Below are 19956 nucleotides of genomic sequence, written 5' to 3' on the forward strand. Positions count from 1 at the left end.
GGACCTCCGGGTCCGCGGGTCTCGGAGTGCTCCGGCAGCCTGCCGCCCCCGGGGCCGTGCCGGGTGTCGACCCGGCTCCCTGGGAGCAGCCCGGCAGGCCCGGCCGCAACCACGATCCGCACGAGGTGACCGTGCAACTCGACGGCGTGGGACGCGAAGTGGACGAGGGCCAGGGCCGGCACGCCGGCCGGTCCGCGGACGCGGCGGGCGCCGGCCAGGACTCCGACGGCCCCGTCTTCGTGGACGAGTCGGGCCGCCGCAGGAACCTCTACCGGCGGCTGGGCATCGCCGTCGGCACCGCGTGCGCGGCGTACGCCGTGGTCATCGTCGGCACCCTGGTGTCGGGCAACTCGGACGCGCCCTGGCTGCCGGTGCCGATGCAGAAGGACGACAAGCCGGCGGGCAAGGTGGACACACCCCCGCTGCCGGCCGAGTCGGACGACCGGTCCGACGAGGCCGAGGGCTTCGCACCGGACGCGGGCCCGGGCGGCGGCCGTACGGGAGCGACGTCCTCGCCCGGCGCCAAGTCCCCGGCCGGTGCGTCCGGCAAGGCCAAGCAGCCGGCGAAGTCCGGCAGTGCCGAGCCGTCGGCCGGGCCCAGCGCCAAGGCCACACCGAAGCCGCAGCCGAAGCCGAGCGGCGGCGCCGAGGACCCCGAGCCGTCCGCCCCCGCGCCCGAGCCGCCGAAGGTCGACCCCAGCCCCGCGGAGCCGCCCCCGGCCTCGCCCTCGCCCTCCGAGACCGGCACGCCCGACCCGGGTCCGGGCTCCGGCACGGACACCGTCGCCGAGGGACCGGCGTCCCCGGCGCCCGTCGAGCCCGCCCCGTCGGCACCGCAGGACTCGCCGAGCCCGCAGGAGCCGGCGAGCCCGCAGGACCCGCAGAACCCGGAGATCCCCGCCTGATGACCCGCTCCCAGCGCGGCGGCACGTCCTCACGTGCCGCCGCCCAAGGCCGTACCCGCGCACCGCGGGCACGAGCACCGCAGGCCCCCGAGGGCGGCGCGGCCGACGCCCCGGCCGGCGACACGGCCGACGGCCCGAGCCCCGGCAGGAGCCCGCGCAAGCGGGTGCGCAAGCGTTCCGGGCGCCGCGTGCCGCTGCGCTATCTGCTGCCCTGCGTCCTCCTCCTCGCCCTGATGGCCATGCTGATGCTGCGCGGGTACGTGCACAGCGAGATCCTCGCGGACCACCGGGTCGGGCCGCCCGTGGCGAACGACCGGGTCCCGAAGGAGATACTCAAGGGCGGGCCCGTGATCGACACCCGTTCGGGCCGCCGGACCAGCCTCGACATCCCCGATCACGAGCTGGTCCTGACCTTCGACGACGGACCCGACCCCACATGGACCCCCAAGGTCCTCGACATGCTGAGGAAGCACGACGCCAAGGCCGTCTTCTTCATCACCGGCACGATGGCCTCGCGCTACCCCGACCTGGTGCGGCGGATGGTCGACGAGGGCCACGAGATCGGCCTGCACACCTTCAACCACCCCGACCTGTCGCTCCAGAGCAAGGACCGCATCGACTGGGAGCTGTCCCAGAACCAGCTCGCGCTCGCGGGCGCCGCGGGCATCCGCACCTCGCTGTTCCGGCCGCCGTACTCCTCCTTCTCGGACCGGATGGACAACCGGACCTGGCCGGTCACCGAGTACATCGGCAGCCGCGGCTACATCACCGTCGTCAGCGACACCGACAGCCAGGACTGGGCCCGGCCCGGCGTCGACGAGATCATCCGCCGGGCCACGCCCGAGCGCCGGGGTGACGGGCACATCGTGCTGATGCACGACGCCGGCGGCGACCGTTCGCAGACCGTCGCCGCGCTGGACCGCTACATCAGCGGACTCCAGGCCGAGGGCTACACGTTCGACACCCTCACCGGCGCCCTGGACGCCCCCAGCGCACACACCCCGGTCACCGGCCTCGGCCTGGTCAAGGGCAAGGTCTGGGTGACGCTGGTGCAGGTCTCGGAGCGGACGACCGGCGTCCTCGTGGTCGCCCTCGCGGTCGTCGGCGTCCTCGTCCTCGCCCGCTTCGGCCTGATGCTGATCCTGTCGGTCGCGCACGCCCGCAAGGTCAGGCGCCGCGGCTTCCGCTGGGGTCCGGACGGACCCGTGACGGAACCGGTGTCGGTGCTCGTCCCGGCGTACAACGAGGCCAAGTGCATCGAGAAGACGGTCCGTTCGCTGGTGGCGAGCGACCACCCCATCGAGGTGCTGGTCATCGACGACGGCTCCAGCGACGGCACGGCCGGCATCGTCGAGGAACTGGGCAAGGACCTGCCGGGCGTCCGAGTCGTGCGGCAGCTCAACGCGGGCAAGCCGGCCGCCCTCAACCGGGGCATCGCCAACGCCCGGCACGAGATCATCGTGATGATGGACGGCGACACGGTCTTCGAGCCGTCCACCGTCCGTGAGCTGGTCCAGCCGTTCGCCGACCCGAGGGTCGGCGCGGTCGCGGGCAACGCCAAGGTCGGCAACCGCGACACCATGATCGGCGCCTGGCAGCACATCGAGTACGTGATGGGCTTCAACCTCGACCGCCGGATGTACGACGTCCTGCGCTGCATGCCGACGATCCCCGGCGCGGTCGGTGCGTTCCGGCGCACGGCCCTCGAACGCGTCGGCGGCATGAGCGAGGACACCCTCGCCGAGGACACCGACATCACCATGGCCATGCACCGCGACGGCTGGCACGTCGTGTACGCCGAGAACGCGCGTGCCTGGACCGAGGCCCCCGAATCCGTCCAGCAGTTGTGGTCGCAGCGCTACCGCTGGTCGTACGGCACGATGCAGGCGATCTGGAAGCACCGCGGCTCCCTCTTCGACCGGGGGCCCTCGGGCCGCTTCGGCCGCGTGGGCCTGCCGTTGGTCTCCCTCTTCATGGTCGTGGCCCCCCTGCTGGCCCCGCTCATCGACGTCTTCCTGCTCTACGGGCTGGTCTTCGGGCCCACGCAGAAGACGATCGCCGCCTGGCTGGGCGTCCTCGCGGTCCAGGTGGTGTGCGCCGCGCTGGCGTTCCGCCTCGACAAGGAGCGCATGACCCATCTGATCTCGCTCCCGCTCCAGCAGATCCTCTACCGCCAGCTCATGTACGTCGTCCTGCTGCAGTCGTGGATCACGGCCCTGACCGGCGGCCGGCTGCGCTGGCAGAAGCTGCGGCGGACCGGGGCCGTGGGGCTGCCGGGCGCGCCGGAACAGGCGGCCGCCGTGCCGCGGCAGCCGTCGGAGGAACGGAGGCCGGTCGGATGAGCACCCTCACCCAGGACTCGGCGCCGCAGACCCCGGCCGCCCCGCGCGCCTCCGGCCGGGACCGGTACTTCGACCTGCTGCGGGCCCTCGCCATCTTCCGCGTGGTGCTCTACCACCTCGCCGGCTGGAGCTGGCTGCCGCTCGTCTTCCCCTCCATGGGCGTGATGTTCGCGCTCGCCGGCAACCTGATGGCGCGCTCGCTGAAGCGTCCCGCCCTGGGGGTCGTCAGGGGCCGGCTCCGCCGGCTGCTGCCCCCGGTGTGGCTGCTGGGCGTCGTCGGCGTGACGGGCATGGTGGCCCAGGGCTGGGCGCCCGACCCGTACTGGCATCCCCTGTGGTGGTGGTTCCACCTTGCGTTCTGGATCCTCCCGGTCAGCGAGCCGCCGTACGCCGACGGCCTGCCCGGGGTGCACGGCTTCATCGGCGCCGACTGGGCCGTGGAACTGGCCGGACCCCTCTGGTACGTGCGCACCTACATCTGGTACGTCGTCCTCTCCCCGGTGCTGCTGCGCGCGCTGCGCCGGATGCCGGTGGTGACGGTCCTCGCGCCGCTCGCCCTGGCGGCGCTGCTGGAACTGGGCTGGCTGGTCGTCCCCGGGGAGCGGCTCGCCTCGGGCTTCACGGACTTCGCCACCTTCGGCGCCTGCTGGCTCCTCGGCATGGCCCACAACGAGGGCATCCTCAGGCGCCTGCCGAGATACGTCGTGCCGTCCGTGGCCCCGGCACTCGCCCTCGCCGGTCTCTGGTTCGCCCTCGGCGGCGACTACGGCCAGGGCCACGACCTGGACGACATGCCCTTCGCCCAGTCGCTGTGGTCCGTCGCCGCGGTGGCGCTGCTGCTGCACCTGAGCCCGTCCTGGTCGCAGTGGCCGCCGCGGCTGCGCCGCTGGGACGGGGTGATCACCTTCCTCAACTCCCGCGCGGTGACGATCTACCTCTGGCACACCACCTGCATCATGATCGCCTCGACCCAGTGGGACCGGCTGTGGGACGTGGTGTTCCTCGAACAGCACGCCCCGTGGCTGCTGGAGAGCGTCTGGCCCGTGCTGGCGCTGACCTGGCTGCTGGTCGTCGGATGCGTGATCGCGTTCGGCTGGGCGGAGGATCTCGCGGCCCGGCGCAGGCCGCGGTTGTGGCCGCGGAGTGGGGATGCCGGGAGGGCCGCGAGCAGGTCCTGACAGGGGCGGCCGGTTACGTGTGCTCGGTCATGTATTGACCCGGTAACCAACCGGGATACGTACTTGCGTGCGACTGAGCGGGTGGTGGATGTTGGGCTCGCTGGAGGCAGGTGTTCCACGCACGTCGTGCCTCGCCGAAGCGACTCAAGGAGTGACACCCGCCGATGACTCAGCCTCCCGGCCCGCCGTACGACGGTTACGGCACGCAGCCCCAGCAGCCGTACCCCGGTCCGTACACGCCCCCGGGCCAGGCCCCCGGCCAGCCGCCGAACCCGTACGCGACGGTTCCTCAGCAGCCGTACGGGGGCGGCGGGCAGCCGCCCTACGGGGCGCCGGGGGTGCCGGGCGCGCCGGGGGTGCCGAACTACGGTCCGCAGTACGGGGGTTACCCGCCGCCGCCCCCGCCGTCCGGAGGTGGCGGCAAGGTCGCGCTGATCATCGTGGCCGCCGTGGCGGCGCTCGCGGTGATCGGCGGCGGCGTCTTCCTCCTCGCCGGCGGCGGGGACGACACCGACACGGCCCGGCCCGGCCGGAGCACGTCGGCGGCGGCGTCCGAGAGCCCGGAGGAGTCGGAGGAGGCCACCGACGAGGCCACGGAGGAGGCCACCGGCACGCCCGACGGCGGCCTGGACGACGGAGGCTCCTCCACCGCGCCGGCCAAGGGCGTCGAGGGCCAGTGGCAGGACGACGAGGCCCGCACCCTGACGATCGGCGCCGAGCAGACGGCCGGTGAGGCCAAGGGCCAGCACCCGCTGTCCTACATCGACATGGTCGGCGGCAAGGGCATCATGACCGGCGTCGGCAAGTACCGCGACGACAACAACTTCCGTATGGCCCTCACGCCCATGGCCTCGAAGAACGTCAGCGACGACGACGTCACCTTCGCCACGGTCCGCCGCTCCGGCGACGACGTGGTGATCACCTGGGAGGGCGGGGGCACGGACACGCTCAGCTACGTCGGCGAGGCGACGGGCTGACCACGGGCAGGACGTGGTGCCCGACGACGTGGACGCCGTCGGGCACCTCCCCCGCGGGTCGCCGGGCACGACGCCCGAGGCCGCGCCGGACCGGCGGCAACCCGGGGCCGGTGCGGCGGCGACTGAGGGGAAAGGAGAGGCGGGGGAGCGTCCACACATGAAGAGCGATGCCGAACACATCCACGCGTTCGCGGCCTGGATCGAAGGAGTGATGCGGGCGCACGGATACGACATCGACAACCCGCGCGGCGGCGGCAGGACCAGGCTCGCCGAGGACGCGGGGGTGCACCGGGCGGCCATCACCCGGCTGCTGCAGCGCCGGAGCATGCCGGACCTGGAGACGATGCGGGGCCTGTCCCGGGCGCTCGGCGTCCCGGTCCGCGACCTCCTGATCCGCTCGGGCAAGCTCACCGAGCAGGACCTGCCCCGGCCGCCGGTGCCGCCCGGGACCACCACGGCCGCCGCTGTCCAGCCGCTCTCCGCCGAGCAGGCGGCGAGGGCGCTCGGTATCCCGGAGCACCTGCGGGCGGCCTTCGTCCGGATCACCGAAGAGTTCAGACGCGGCTCGGCCCCCGACTCCACCGTCCCGGACCTGGACCCGCACACGGGCACGGACGCGGACACCGGCCCGGACGGGCCGAGCGGCGGGTCCTGACCCGCTGCGGCGCTCGGCCACCGCCCGTTCCCTTCGAGGGCCGTACACGGCTTCTGCCGTGTACGGCCCTTTTTCACGGCCAGACCGGAACGCCGTACGGCATTGCGCACGCTGTTCGCAGTGCGTACAGTGTTCCTTGTCGCCGCACAGCGTACGGCGGCAGATCCACCCCCCTCGTCCGGCCGGCGGCATCACGCCTCCGACACCCGAAGGAACCCGCCATGACCCAGCGCCCCGCCCTCGACCTCGCCCACTGGCAGCAGCGCCTCGACACCCTCCGCGCCGCTCACGGAGTACCCGGCGCGACGCTCGCCTTCCTCGCCCAGGGTGAGATCCACGAACTGGCGAGCGGTGTGCTCAGCACGGCGACCGGTGTCGAGGCGACGACCGACTCCGTCTTCCAGCTCGGCTCGATCGCGAAGGTCTACACGGCCGCCCTCGTCATGCAGCTGGTGGAGTCCGGCGAACTCGACCTGGACGTCCCGGTGGTGAAGGTGCTGCCGGAGTTCGCGACCGTCGACCCGGCCGCCACCGAGGTCATCACCCCCCGCATGCTGCTCTCCCACACCAGCGGCCTGACCTGCGACTTCCACATCGACACGGGGCGCGGCGACGACGCGATCGCCCGGTACGTCGAGGCCGCGAAGGGCGTGGCGATGGACTGCCCGCCCGGTACGGCGGTGTCGTACAGCGGGATCGGGTACGTCGTGCTCGGCCGGATCGTCGAGGTGCTGACCGGGCTGACCTGGGACCAGGCGCTCAGGGAGCGGGTGTTCGCGCCGCTCGGACTGGCGCACACCATGACCCTGCCGGAGGAGGCGCTGCCGTTCCGCGTGGCCATGGGGCACATGGCGGGGGAGGACGGTACGCAGATCCCGGCCCCCGTCTGGGACATGATGCCGCGCGCGGCAGGCCCGGGCGCGCGGGTGCTCGCCACCGCGGGTGACGTGGTCCGGTACGCGAAGGCCCACCTCGACGGCGGCGCCGGCATCCTGCGCCCCGAGACCGTGTCGGCCATGCAGGCACGCGAGACCGACGTGCCCGACAAGTGGACGGTCAGCGCCGACGGCTGGGGTCTGGGCTGGACCCTGTACGACTGGGACGGCGTCCCGGGCCACGGGCACGACGGCGCCGCGACCGGTCAGTACGCCTTCCTCCGCGTCGCGCCGACGCAGGGGGTCGCCGTCGCCCTGCTCACCAACGGCGGCGCCTCCCGCCTCCTCTACGCCGATCTGCTGCGCGAGCTGATGGCGGAGCTGGCCGGCGTGACGATGCCCCCGCCGTTCGCCCCCGCCGCCGAGCCGCCCGCCGTCGACATCACGCCCTGGACCGGTACGTACAAGAGGGAGGGAGTCGTCATCACGATCGGCGAGAGGAACGGCACACCGCACCTCACGTACGCCTTCGTCGACGGGATGGTGGGCTACTCGCCGGACCTGGAGATGGACCTCGTCCCCCTGTCGGAGACGGTGTTCGCCGGTGCGGGCGGCGGCTCCTCGTTCGCGGAGGACTGGATGCCTGTGGTCTTCGCCACGCTGAGCGACGGCACCCGGTGCGCCTACATTGGCATGAGGGCCGCACCGAAGGTGGCATGACCACCGGGTATGACGCCCCGCTCACCGATTCCTCACCGGCAGGTCCGCGCATCCGTGAGAGCGAAGTTCCCTTCCGGTCACCCGGTGCCACAGAACAGGAAACGCGCTCTCCCTACCTTCGGGACTCATCACCCCTCATCCCCGCATCGCAACACCTGAGCCCGGAGAACGTGGAGGCGTCATGACAGCCCCGAGCACTGCCCCCGCATCGAGCAGGGGAGGCCGCTGGATCCAGCACTGGGATCCCGAGAACGAGGCCTTCTGGAACGAGACCGGCGAGAAGGTCGCCCGTCGCAACCTGATCTTCTCGGTGCTGTCGGAGCACATCGGCTTCTCCGTCTGGACCGTGTGGTCGGTGATGGTGCTGTTCATGGGCCCCGAGTACGGGCTCACCCCGGCCGACAAGTTCTTCATCGTCTCGATGGCCACGCTGGTCGGCGCGATCGTCCGCATCCCGTACACCTTCGCGGTGGCCCTCTTCGGCGGCCGCAACTGGACGGTCGTCTCCGCGAGCCTGCTGCTCATCCCGACCGTCGCAGCCTTCCTCGTGATGGAGCCGGGGACCTCGTTCGGCACGTTCCTGCTCTGCGCGATGCTGGCCGGTATCGGCGGCGGCAACTTCGCCTCCTCCATGACCAACATCAACGCCTTCTTCCCGCTGCGGAAGAAGGGCTGGGCCCTGGGCCTCAACGCGGGCGGCGGCAACATCGGCGTCCCGGTCGTGCAGCTGATCGGTCTCGCCGTCATCGGCGCCTCCGGCGGTCCCCGCGTCCTCCTCGGCATCTACATCCCGCTCATCGTGATCGCCGCCGTCCTGGCCTGGATCAAGATGGACAACATCGCGTCGCTGAAGAACGACACCGGCGCGGCCAAGGACGCCGTCAAGGACGCCCACACCTGGATCATGTCGTTCCTCTACATCGGCACCTTCGGCTCCTTCATCGGCTACAGCTTCGCCTTCGGCCTGGTCCTGCAGACCCAGTTCGGCCGTACGCCGCTGCAGTCGGCCTACGTCACCTTCATCGGCCCCCTGCTCGGCTCGCTGATCCGCCCCGTCGGCGGCGCCCTCGCCGACAAGTACGGCGGCGCCAAGATCACCCTGTGGAACTACGTCGCCATGGCCGGCGCCACCGGGATCATCGTCATCGCCTCCATGCAGAAGTCGCTCCCGCTGTTCACCTGCGCCTTCATCGCGCTGTTCGTCCTCAGCGGCCTCGGCAACGGCTCCACCTTCAAGATGATCCCGGGCATCTTCCAGGCCAAGGCCCTCGCCAAGGGCCTGGACGGCGAGGAGGCCGCGGCCTACGGACGCCGCCTCTCCGGTGCCTCCATGGGCATCATCGGAGCGGTGGGCGCGCTCGGCGGCCTCGGCATCAACCTGGCCTTCCGCCAGTCCTTCCTCACGGTCGGCTCCGGCACCGGAGCCTTCGTCTCCTTCCTCGCCTTCTACGGCCTCTGCTTCGCGGTGACCTGGGCCGTATACCTTCGCCGCCCGGCCTCGAACGCCTCTACGGAGACCACCGCCACGGAGGCGAAGCCGCAGCTCAGCTACGCCGAGGTGTGACATCACCCATGGCGTGACACGTGTGACGTAACACCAGCGACATCAACCCGAACCGAGCCTGTCACGCACCGTTGACAGGCTCGTTCGGCATGCGGGTGCGCCGATCGGCGCACCCGCACGCAACAGAGCTTCGACTGAGTGCAACGACTCGACTGCGGGACGAGAGCCATGTTTGACGAACAGCAGCGACCCGAGCGATCAGATCGAGCCGATCGACCAGACAGGACGGTTCTGATGGATCGGATGGATCGGACAGCGCCGACGGACCACGGGCCGCTCGCGGGCTTCACCGTGGGCGTCACGGCCGCCCGCCGGGCCGACGAGCTGGGGGCACTGCTCCAGCGCCGCGGAGCCGCGGTCCTGCACGCCCCCGCCCTGCGCATCGTGCCGCTCGCCGACGACAGCGAACTGCTCGCCGCGACCAAGGGCCTGCTCGACCAGGCCCCCGACATCGTGGTGGCGACCACCGCGATCGGCTTCCGCGGCTGGATCGAGGCGGCGGACGGCTGGGGCCTCGGCGAGGCGCTCCTCGACCGGCTGCGGGGCGTCGAACTCCTGGCGCGCGGACCGAAGGTGAAGGGTGCCATCCGTGCCGCCGGACTGACCGAGGAGTGGTCCCCCTCCTCCGAATCCATGGCCGAGGTGCTCGACCGGCTGCTGGAGCACGGCGTCGAGGGCCGCCGTCTCGCCATCCAGCTCCACGGCGAACCCCTCCCCGGCTTCGTGGAGTCCCTGCGGGCCGCCGGGGCGGAGGTCGTGGGGGTCCCGGTGTACCGCTGGATGCCCCCCGAGGACATCACCCCCATGGACCGCCTCCTCGACGCGGCGATCGGCCGCGGCCTCGACGCCCTCACCTTCACCAGCGCCCCGGCGGCGGCCTCCCTGCTCTCCCGCGCCGAGGACCGGGGCCTGCTCCCGGAGCTGCTCAACGCCCTGGGTCACGACGTCCTCCCCGCCTGCGTGGGCCCGGTGACGGCACTGCCCCTGCAGGCCCACGGCGTGGACACGGTCCAGCCCGAGCGGTTCCGCCTCGGCCCCCTCGTCCAGCTCCTGTGCCAGGAACTCCCCGGCCGCGCGCGCACGTTGCCCATCGCCGGGCACCGGGTGGAGATCCGGGGCCACGCGGTCCTCGTCGACGGCGACCTCCGCCCCGTCCCCCCGGCCGGCATGTCCCTGCTGCGCGCGCTCTGCCGCCGTCCGGGCTGGGTCGTCCCCCGCTCGGACCTCCTCAAGGCCCTCCCCGGCGCGGGCCGCGACGAACACGCCGTGGAAACGGCCATGGCCCGCCTCCGCACGTCCCTGGGCACCCCCAAACTCATCCAAACAGTGGTCAAACGCGGCTACCGCCTGGCCCTGGACCCAACAGCGGACACGAAGTACGACACGTAGGGAGCCTCGGCCCCTGATCTTTCAGGGGCGCGGGGAACTGCGCGAGAACCCCCACCGGGCCCGCGGGTTGGGGGTCGAAGGGGCGCAGCCCCTGGTCTTTCAGGGGCGCGGGGAACTGCGCGAGAACCCCCACCGGGCCCGCGGGTTGGGGGTCGTAGGGGCGCAGCCCCTGGTCTTTCAGGGGCGCGGGGAACTGCGCGAGAACCCCCACCGGGCCCGCGGGTTGGGGGTCGTAGGGGCGCAGCCCCTGGTCTTTCAGGGGCGCGGGGAACTGCGCGACCAGCCCCTACCGGACTCGCGGGTTGGGGGTCGTAGGGGCGCAGCCCCTGGTCTTTCAGGGGCGCGGGGAACTGCGCGAGAACCCCCACCGGGCCCGCGGGTTGGGGGTCGTAGGGGCGCAGCCCCTGGTCTTTCAGGGGCGCGGGGAACTGCGCGACCAGCCCCTACCGGACTCGCGGGTTGGGGGTCGTAGGGGCGCAGCCCCTGGTCTTTCAGGGGCGCGGGGAACTGCGCGACCAGCCCCCACCGGACCCGCGGGTTGGGGGTCGAAGGGGCGCAGCCCCTGATGGGGGCACCTCCCGCTCGAGCGAAGCCGAGAGTGGGGGAGGGAAGGGTAGGGGCGGCGGGGGCGAACTGGAACCGGTCGCTCACCGAAGGGTTCCCGCCCGGCGTGCGCCCAGGCACTGTAAGGGGTACGTACCTCCCGAACGCAGCGCAGCGCAGCGCAACGCAACGCAGCGCACCCCCTGCCGGCCGGCAACCCCACGGCGGTGACAACCCCATGGCACAAGACCCCCGCTTCGACTGCGGCCACCTCTGCCTGGACCTCCTCGCCACCACCCACCCCGAGGAACAACTCGACACCCCGGACGCCCTGCGCACCTGGATCACCGCCGCCCGCCTGGTCCCCGAGGACACCCACCTCGCCCACATCACCCCGCACTGGCTGGTCGACTTCAGGGAACTACGCGGACACATCGGGCAGTTGGTCACCGCCGGCCCGGACCGGGACCCCGCCGACCTCTCCCTGGCCCGGGTCAACGACCTGGCGTGCGCCCCCACTCCGGCCCCCCGGGCCGTCCGCACGGACGACGGCACCCTCACCCGCACCCTGCACCACACCCCCGACCGCGCGTCCCTGCTCGCCCTGATCGCCCGCGACACCGTCGAGCTGCTCACCGACCCGGCTGCCCGCGCCGCCCTGCGCCGCTGCGCGGGCGACAACTGCCCCATCGTGTACGTCGACACCTCCCGCGGCCGCCGCCGCCGTTGGTGCTCCAGCGAGATCTGCGGCAATCGCGAGCGCGTGGCCCGGCACCGCCGCCGAGCCGCCGCCCTGGCCCGCGTGTAGCCGGACCGCAGAGCCACCCGCGTTACCCACCCCGAGAGTTGGGCAAACCCCGGGTAGCCGTAAAGAAGCAGCAGTGCTGTTTTTCACATCGCGACGCGGGTGTCTTCACAATTCCCGTCCATGCGTGCCGGTTTAAGCAGGGATATGGGACCACTTGTCCCCCAGCTGCCCCACCCGCACCGCGTTTAATCGAGAAAGTTGTGGCTCAACTCTGAACACACAACTGGTTACCTACGTATCCCGATGTGAGCGACCGACTGGGGGAACCCCCGGACACCGGAGGTAGCCGTGCGCAAGGATTCCGCTGTGGCCGATGAACGCCCGCACAGGGCACGACATCGCGCATCGCAGCCCTCAGAGCCTGATGAGGAGCTGATGCGCGCGCTGTACCGCGAGCACGCTGGACCCTTGCTCGCGTACGTGCTGCGTCTGGTCGCGGGCGACCGCCAGCGTGCCGAGGACGTTGTGCAGGAAACTCTCATCCGGGCCTGGAAGAACGCCGGTCAGCTCAATCGAGCGACCGGATCGGTACGCCCCTGGCTGGTGACGGTCGCACGTCGCATCGTCATCGACGGCCACCGCAGCCGGCAGGCCCGGCCGCAGGAGGTCGACCCGTCGCCGCTGGAGGTCATCCCCGCGGAGGACGAGATCGACAAGGCGTTGTGGCTGATGACACTGTCGGACGCGCTGGACGACCTGACCCCTGCTCACAGGGAAGTCCTGGTCGAGACCTATTTCAAAGGGCGTACGGTCAATGAGGCGGCCGAGACGCTTGGCATCCCCAGTGGCACCGTCCGCTCCCGGGTGTTCTACGCCCTGCGGTCGATGAAGCTGGCTCTAGAGGAGCGCGGGGTGACGGCATGAGCAACATCTACGGGGGGTATGGACCGGGAATGCCCGGATCTGTGCAAGGAGCCCAGGGTTCCGGCGACAACATCCACGAGACCGTCGGGGCGTACGCCCTCGGGATACTGGACGACGCCGAGGCCACACAGTTCGAAATCCATCTCGCCACGTGCGAGTGGTGCGGCCAGCAGCTCGACGAGCTGGCCGGTATGGAACCGATGCTGGCCGCGCTCGCGGACCTGCCCGCCGCTCAGGGGACACCCGCGATCGGCGAGTCGCTGTCCGCGAAACCGACCACCGGACTCGCGGACCGCCTGGTCGGCGAGGTCGTCCAGCACCGCGCGAAGAAGAGCCGGCGCAACTTCTTCATGCTCGCGGCGGGCGTAGCCCTGATCGTCGGCGGCCCCACGGCCGTGTTCGCGACGACGGGCGGCGGGGACTCGGAGACGCCGCCGTCCGCCAGCCAGCCCGCCCACGACGCCTTCGTCAAGATGGCCGACAAGGACAAGGTCTCCGGCACCGACGCGGCCACCCAGGTCAGCGCCACGGTCGCCATGGAGTCCAAGGCCTGGGGCACGCACGCGGTCCTGGAGCTGAAGAACGTCAAGGGCCCGGAGAAGTGCTCGCTCATCGCCGTCGGCAAGAACGGCGAGCGCGAGACGGTCACCTCCTGGTCCGTCCCGAAGTGGGGCTACGGCATCAAGAACGCCCAGACCGAGCAGGCCAGGAACCCGCTCTACGTCCACGGCGGCGCCGCCTTCACACCGGACCAGATCGACCACTTCGAGGTTCTGACCTTCAGCGGGAAGAAGCTCGTCTCGGTCAAGGCATGACACGTCGGAACACGTGGTGAGAGGACCCCGGTCGGGCACATAGCCTGACGGGGTCCTTTTCGCGTACGGTGGACGGCTGCCCAGCACGTCAGAAGGGGGCCCGGGTGGCCGCTCAGGTTCAGCAGGAAACGCTCGACTCCGCTCACGACTCGGTGCGTGAGAAGGAGATCGGCGTCGAACAGGAACATCTGGACCGGGTGTACCGGCGCCTCGAGGAGAAGATCCATGAGGCCGAGTTCCTGATGAACGACGCGGCCCAGCGCGGCCAGGTCGGCACCCCCGGCGCACTCGCCGAGCGGGACGCCCAGGTCTTCCGCGCCGGCATCCACCTGAACCGGCTGAACAACGAGTTCGAGGACTTCCTGTTCGGCCGTATCGACCTGCTGCTCGGCAAGGACGGCAAGAAGGGCCCCGACGGCGCGTACACCGCCGTCGAACCGGCCGAGGGCGCCGTCCGCCCCGACAACACCGCCGACATCGCCGAGACCCTCCACATCGGCCGTATCGGCGTCCTGGACTCGGAGTACGCGCCGCTGGTCATCGACTGGCGCGCCCCGGCCGCCGCCCCCTTCTACCGCTCCACCCCGGTGGACCCCGGCCGGGTCGTCCGCCGCCGGGTCATCCGCTCCAAGGGCCGCAAGGTGCTCGGCGTCGAGGACGACCTGATGCGCCCCGAGCTGAAGGCCCGCCTCGACGGCGGTGACCTGCCCGTCATCGGCGACGGCGCGCTGATGGCCGCCCTCGGGCAGGCCCGCAGCCACACCATGCGCGACATCGTCGCCTCCATCCAGGCCGAACAGGACCTGGTGATCCGTGCCCCCGCCGCCTCCGTGACCTACGTCGAGGGCGGCCCCGGCACCGGCAAGACCGCCGTCGCCCTGCACCGCGCGGCGTACCTCCTCTACCAGGACCGGCGCCGGTACGCGGGCGGCATCCTGATCGTCTCCCCGACCCCGCTGCTGGTCGCCTACACCGAGGGCGTGCTGCCGTCCCTCGGCGAGGAGGGACAGGTCGCCATCCGGGCGATCGGCTCACTCGTCGACGGCGCCGAGGCCACGCTCTACGACTCCCCGGCCGTGGCCCGGGCCAAGGGCTCGTACCGCATGCTCAAGGTGCTGCGGAAGGCCGCCCGGGGCGCCCTGGAGTCGAGCGACGCGCCCACCCGCCTCCGGGTCGTCGCCTTCGGCCGGCGCGTCGAGCTGGAGGCCCCCGACCTGGACCGCATCCGCCACAACGCGCTCGGCGGCACGGCCCCCGTCAACCTGCTGCGCCCCCGCGCCCGCAAGCTCCTCCTCGACGCCCTGTGGGCCCGCTCGGGCGCCGCGGGCCGGCACAGCGACCCGGAGCTGGCCGCCGAGCTGCGCTCCTCCTTCGACGAGGACATCACGAGCGAGGACGACTTCATCGCCTTCCTCGACGCCTGGTGGCCCGAACTGACCCCGCGCGGCGTGCTGGAGGCCATGTCCGACGAGCGCCGCCTCGGCCGCTGGGCCCGGCGCATCCTCAACCCGGGCGAGGTCCGCCGGGTCGCCCGCTCCCTGAAGCGCGAGGGCCTGTCGGTCCACGACGTCGCCGTGCTGGACGAACTTCAGGCCGTGCTCGGCGTACCGGCCCGCCCCAGGAAGAAGCGCGACCTCGACCCCCTGGACCAGCTCACGGGGCTGGAGGAGCTGATGCCGGTCCGCGAGGAGACCCAGCGGGAGCGGGCCGAGCGGCTGGCGCAGGAGCGCACCGAGTACGCGCACGTCATCGTCGACGAGGCCCAGGACCTGACCCCGATGCAGTGGCGGATGGTCGGCCGCCGGGGCCGCCACGCCACCTGGACGGTCGTCGGGGACCCCGCCCAGTCCTCCTGGTCCGACCCGGACGAGGCGGCCGAGGCCCGCGACGAGGCGCTGGGCAGCCGCCCGCGCCGCCGCTTCACCCTCACCGTCAACTACCGCAACCCGGCCGAGATCGCCGAACTGGCCGCCAAGGTCCTGGCGCTGGCCATGCCGGGCTCCGCGTCCCCCTCGGCGGTCCGCTCCACCGGCGTCGAGCCGCGCTTCGTCACCGCCGCCCGGGAGACCCTGGCCCGCACGGTCCGCGCGGAGGCCGCGCGCCTGCTGGACCTCGTCGACGGCACGGTCGGCGTCGTCGTCGCCATGAACCGCCGTGACGAGGCCGCCCGCTGGCTGGCCGGCCTCGGCGACCGCGTCGTCGCGCTCGGCAGCCTGGAGGCGAAGGGGCTGGAGTACGACGCCACGGTGGTCGTCTCCCCGGCGGAGATCGCGGACGAGTCCCCGGCGGGGCTGCGTGTGCTGTACGTCGCACTCACCCGTGCGACGCAGCAGCTGACGGTCGTGTCGGCGGAGCGGGACGACCCGGACGCGGCGGGAGTCCCGGACCTGTTGCGCGACTGAGCGGGCGGCCGGCCGCCCGCGGGCGCGGCCGGCCACGAACCACCCGCACCCGCCGACGCATCACCAACTCCCCGAACTCCGAGGCGCCTGTTAGCCTTGTGGATGGCACCGGCTCGATCCAAGCCCCCGGGCCCAACCTTCGTCGCTACGAGCGACCACTTGCCGCGAGGCGAGCATGGCGGGTCGGTGCCACTGAACGTACGAAGAGGTCCACGTCGCATGTGACGTGGACCTCTTCTCGTTGAGAACAAAACGTTCTCAACCCCGGACGGCTAACGCCTACCCGGCGGTAGGTGCGACGATCGGACGGCAAAACGCAGCAAACGCAGTAGCAGAAGTACGCGCGAAAGCAGAGGAAGTCGGCCATGGCAACGGCGCCCAGCGTCTCCTACTCGATGACGGTCCGGCTGGAGGTGCCCGCGAGCGGAACCGCGGTCTCCCAGCTCACCGGAGCCGTCGAGTCCCACGGAGGCTCGGTGACGGGCCTCGACGTGACCGCATCCGGCCACGAGAAGCTCCGTATCGACGTCACCATCGCCGCGACCTCCACCGCGCACGCCGACGAGATCGTCGAGCAGCTGCGCGACATCGAGGGCGTGACGCTCGGCAAGGTCTCCGACCGTACGTTCCTGATGCACCTCGGCGGCAAGATCGAGATGGCGTCGAAGCACCCCATCCGCAACCGTGACGACCTCTCGATGATCTACACCCCCGGTGTGGCCCGCGTCTGCATGGCGATCGCCGAGAACCCCGAGGACGCCCGCCGCCTCACCATCAAGCGCAACTCCGTTGCGGTCGTGACGGACGGCTCCGCCGTGCTCGGCCTCGGCAACATCGGCCCCAAGGCCGCGCTGCCCGTCATGGAGGGCAAGGCGGCCCTCTTCAAGCGGTTCGCCGGCATCGACGCCTGGCCGCTGTGCCTGGACACCCAGGACACCGACGCGATCGTCGAGATCGTCAAGGCCATCGCCCCCGGCTTCGCGGGCATCAACCTGGAGGACATCTCCGCGCCCCGCTGCTTCGAGATCGAGGCCCGGCTGCGCGAGGCCCTCGACATCCCCGTCTTCCACGACGACCAGCACGGCACGGCGATCGTCGTCCTCGCCGCCCTCACCAACGCACTGCGCGTCGCGGGCAAGGCGATCGGGGACATCCGCGTCGTCATGTCCGGCGCCGGCGCGGCCGGTACGGCCATCCTCAAGCTGCTCATCGCCGCCGGTGTGAAGAACGCCGTCGTGGCCGACATCCACGGTGTCGTGCACTGCGACCGCACCGACCTGGTCGACGCCGCCGCCGACTCCCCGCTGCGCTGGATCGCGGACAACACCAACCCCGAGGGCCTCACGGGCACGCTCAAGGAGGCCGTGCGCGACGCCGACGTCTTCATCGGCGTCTCCGCCCCGAACGTCCTCGACGGCGACGACGTGGCCGCCATGGCCGACAACGCGATCGTGTTCGCGCTCGCGAACCCCGACCCCGAGGTCGACCCCGCCGTCGCCCGCCAGACGGCGGCCGTCGTGGCCACCGGCCGCTCGGACTTCCCGAACCAGATCAACAACGTGCTGGTCTTCCCGGGTGTCTTCCGCGGTCTGCTCGACGCGCAGTCCCGCACCGTCAACACCGAGATGATGCTCGCCGCCGCGACCGCGCTCGCGAACGTCGTCACCGAGGACGAGCTGAACCCGAACTACATCATCCCGAGCGTCTTCAACGACAAGGTCGCCGGCGCGGTCGCCGGGGCGGTCCGCGAGGCCGCGAAGGCGGCGGCGTCGGCCTGAGCCCGGCGCTGTGACGGTTGCCACGCCCCGCGTCATCGGCGCGTCGCGGGGCCGCGGGGCTTGCGCCGCCCTTTAGTGTGGCGGCCAAGCTCAGGCCTGCCACGACTCCCAAGGGTGTTCATGTGACTCCCAGGGGTGTTCGTGTGACTCCCAGGGGTGCTGGATTGGCTTTCCCGCCGCAGGTGAGTGCAGGATGCGTTTCTGGGCGCGAGGGTCTGACGACGGACCCGGGTCCGCCTCAACGGCAAGAAGAACACGGGAGTAACAACATGAACCGCAGTGAGCTGGTGGCCGCCCTGGCCGACCGCGCCGAGGTGACCCGCAAGGACGCCGACGCCGTGCTGGCCGCGTTCGCCGAGGTCGTCGGCGACATCGTCGCCAAGGGCGACGAGAAGGTCACCATCCCCGGCTTCCTGACCTTCGAGCGCACCCACCGTGCCGCTCGTACCGCTCGTAACCCGCAGACCGGCGACCCGATCCAGATCCCGGCCGGCTACAGCGTGAAGGTCTCCGCGGGCAGCAAGCTCAAGGAAGCGGCCAAGGGCAAGTAGCCCTGCCCGAGCGCCGTGGGGGCTCGGCGTCGTGGGCGACTGCGGGACCGCTCAGGCTGGTCGCGCAGTTCCCCGCGCCCCTTCAGGGCGCCGCACCGAACGCCGTTGGGGCGGCCACCCGGACTCGGGTGGCCGCCCCAACGGCGTAGTGACGTCGGACCGTCAGCCCAGCGCCTTGCCCGGCAGCTCGACCTTGGCGCCCAGCTCCATGAGCTTCTCCATGAAGTTCTCGTAGCCACGGTTGATCAGCTCGATGCCGTGGACCCGGGACGTGCCCTGGGCCGCCAGGGCCGCGATGAGGTACGAGAAGCCGCCGCGGAGGTCGGGGATGACCAGGTCGGCGCCCTGCAGCCGGGTGGGGCCGGAGACGACCGCCGAGTGCAGGAAGTTGCGCTGGCCGAAGCGGCAGTTCGAGCCGCCCAGGCACTCGCGGTAGAGCTGGATGTGCGCGCCCATCTGGTTCAGCGCGGAGGTGAAGCCGAGGCGGGACTCGTAGACCGTCTCGTGGATGATCGACAGACCCGTGGCCTGCGTCAGGGCCACCACCAGCGGCTGCTGCCAGTCGGTCTGGAAGCCGGGGTGGACGTCCGTCTCCAGCGCGATCGACTTCAGCTGGCCGCCCGGGTGCCAGAAGCGGATGCCCTCGTCGTCGATCTCGAAGGCGCCGCCCACCTTGCGGTAGGTGTTCAGGAACGTCATCATCGAGCGCTGCTGGGCGCCGCGGACGTAGATGTCGCCTTCCGTCGCCAGCGCGGCGGACGCCCAGGAGGCGGCCTCCAGGCGGTCCGGGAGCGCCTTGTGGTTGTAGCCGCCGAGCGAGTCCACACCGGTGATGCGGATCGTGCGGTCGGTGTCCATCGCGATGATGGCGCCCATCTTCTGCAGGACGCAGATGAGGTCCTCGATCTCCGGCTCGATGGCCGCGTTCGCGAGTTCCGTCACGCCCTCCGCGAGGACGGCCGTGAGCAGCACCTGCTCGGTCGCGCCCACCGACGGGTACGGCAGCTGGATCTTCGTACCGCGCAGCCGCCGCGGCGCCTCCAGGTACTGTCCGTCCTCGCGCTTCTCGATCTTCGCGCCGAACTGCCGCAGCACCTCGAAGTGGAAGTCGATCGGCCGGCCGCCGATGTCGCAGCCGCCGAGACCGGGGATGAAGGCGTGGCCGAGCCGGTGCAGCAGCGGGCCGCAGAACAGGATCGGGATGCGCGACGAGCCCGCGTGGGCGTCGATGTCGGCGACGTTCGCGCTCTCCACGTTCGTCGGGTCCATCACCAGCTCGCCCGGCTCGTCACCCGGGCGGACCGTTACGCCATGCAGCTGCAGCAGCCCGCGCACGACCCGGACGTCGCGGATGTCGGGCACGTTGCGCAGCCGGCTCGGACCGCTGCCGAGCAGCGCGGCGACCATGGCCTTGGGTACGAGGTTCTTCGCACCGCGGACACGGATCTCGCCACTGAGCGGGGTGCCGCCGTGTACAAGCAGTACGTCGTCAGAGCCGTTGACGGTCATGGATCTCGCGTTCCGTGGAGTTCGGGCAGAGGCTTTCCGGCGTGGACGGACGGCCGGTGGACCCGTGGTGCGGGACCGGCG

At 71.6% G+C, this 19956-nt stretch carries 15 protein-coding genes; 14 read left to right on the plus strand and 1 reads right to left on the minus strand.

All coding sequences use genetic code 11. The features are described 5' to 3' along the window. The first annotated feature begins 26 nt into the window (after positions 1 to 26). The 14 genes from PYR72_RS29625 to PYR72_RS29690 all read left to right on the plus strand — a co-directional run bounded on the left by PYR72_RS29625 (position 27) and on the right by PYR72_RS29690 (position 18366). Positions 27 to 905: a hypothetical protein gene (locus PYR72_RS29625; protein ID WP_275458113.1), complete on the plus strand. Its 879-nt coding sequence runs from the start codon at positions 27 to 29 to the stop codon at positions 903 to 905. Then, positions 905 to 3247 (plus strand): glycosyltransferase, encoded by a 2343-nt coding sequence (locus tag PYR72_RS29630; RefSeq protein ID WP_275458114.1) that lies wholly within the window; start codon positions 905 to 907, stop codon positions 3245 to 3247. The genes PYR72_RS29625 and PYR72_RS29630 overlap by 1 nt, the downstream gene beginning before the upstream one ends. Further along, complete coding sequence (locus PYR72_RS29635; RefSeq protein ID WP_275458115.1) at positions 3244 to 4425, plus strand: acyltransferase; 1182 nt, start codon at positions 3244 to 3246, stop codon at positions 4423 to 4425. Before PYR72_RS29630 ends, PYR72_RS29635 begins: the two co-directional genes overlap by 4 nt. 164 nt (positions 4426 to 4589) lie before the next feature. Beyond that, complete coding sequence (locus PYR72_RS29640) at positions 4590 to 5402, plus strand: hypothetical protein (protein ID WP_275458116.1); 813 nt, start codon at positions 4590 to 4592, stop codon at positions 5400 to 5402. Between the two features lie 157 nt (positions 5403 to 5559). Next, on the plus strand, positions 5560 to 6057 hold the full coding sequence (locus tag PYR72_RS29645) for a helix-turn-helix transcriptional regulator (protein ID WP_275458117.1): 498 nt from the start codon (positions 5560 to 5562) through the stop codon (positions 6055 to 6057). A gap of 221 nt (positions 6058 to 6278) precedes the next feature. Continuing rightward, entirely contained in the window at positions 6279 to 7652 is a 1374-nt protein-coding gene (locus tag PYR72_RS29650) for a serine hydrolase domain-containing protein (protein WP_275458118.1), read from the plus strand. 181 nt (positions 7653 to 7833) lie between these two features. Beyond that, entirely contained in the window at positions 7834 to 9216 is a 1383-nt protein-coding gene (locus PYR72_RS29655) for a nitrate/nitrite transporter (protein WP_275458119.1), read from the plus strand. A gap of 234 nt (positions 9217 to 9450) precedes the next feature. Further along, a complete protein-coding gene (locus PYR72_RS29660) occupies positions 9451 to 10605 on the plus strand; it encodes a uroporphyrinogen-III synthase (protein ID WP_275458120.1) in 1155 nt (384 codons plus the stop codon). A 781-nt stretch (positions 10606 to 11386) separates the two neighbouring features. Further along, a complete protein-coding gene (locus PYR72_RS29665) occupies positions 11387 to 11956 on the plus strand; it encodes a CGNR zinc finger domain-containing protein (RefSeq protein ID WP_275458121.1) in 570 nt (189 codons plus the stop codon). Between the two features lie 288 nt (positions 11957 to 12244). Beyond that, positions 12245 to 12820, plus strand: coding sequence for a sigma-70 family RNA polymerase sigma factor (locus PYR72_RS29670; RefSeq protein ID WP_013003188.1), 576 nt, complete (start codon positions 12245 to 12247; stop codon positions 12818 to 12820). Positions 12821 to 12849: 29 nt separating this feature from the next. Continuing rightward, a complete protein-coding gene (locus tag PYR72_RS29675) occupies positions 12850 to 13635 on the plus strand; it encodes a zf-HC2 domain-containing protein (protein ID WP_275458122.1) in 786 nt (261 codons plus the stop codon). A gap of 104 nt (positions 13636 to 13739) precedes the next feature. Beyond that, positions 13740 to 16037, plus strand: coding sequence for a UvrD-helicase domain-containing protein (locus PYR72_RS29680; RefSeq protein WP_275458123.1), 2298 nt, complete (start codon positions 13740 to 13742; stop codon positions 16035 to 16037). Between the two features lie 365 nt (positions 16038 to 16402). Then, complete coding sequence (locus tag PYR72_RS29685) at positions 16403 to 17815, plus strand: NAD-dependent malic enzyme (protein ID WP_013003191.1); 1413 nt, start codon at positions 16403 to 16405, stop codon at positions 17813 to 17815. A gap of 269 nt (positions 17816 to 18084) precedes the next feature. Continuing rightward, positions 18085 to 18366 carry an HU family DNA-binding protein gene (locus PYR72_RS29690; RefSeq protein ID WP_005486790.1) on the plus strand — a complete coding sequence of 94 codons (282 nt, stop codon included), beginning with the start codon at positions 18085 to 18087 and terminating at the stop codon, positions 18364 to 18366. 162 nt (positions 18367 to 18528) lie between these two features. Here PYR72_RS29690 and murA read toward each other — a convergent pair whose 3' ends face one another. Further along, positions 18529 to 19875: a UDP-N-acetylglucosamine 1-carboxyvinyltransferase gene (murA, locus tag PYR72_RS29695; RefSeq protein ID WP_059081202.1), complete on the minus strand. Its 1347-nt coding sequence runs from the start codon at positions 19873 to 19875 to the stop codon at positions 18529 to 18531. Positions 19876 to 19956 lie beyond the last annotated feature (81 nt).

The organism is Streptomyces sp. VNUA24, assembly GCF_029167005.1.
In the GTDB taxonomy this organism is placed as follows: domain Bacteria; phylum Actinomycetota; class Actinomycetes; order Streptomycetales; family Streptomycetaceae; genus Streptomyces; species Streptomyces scabiei.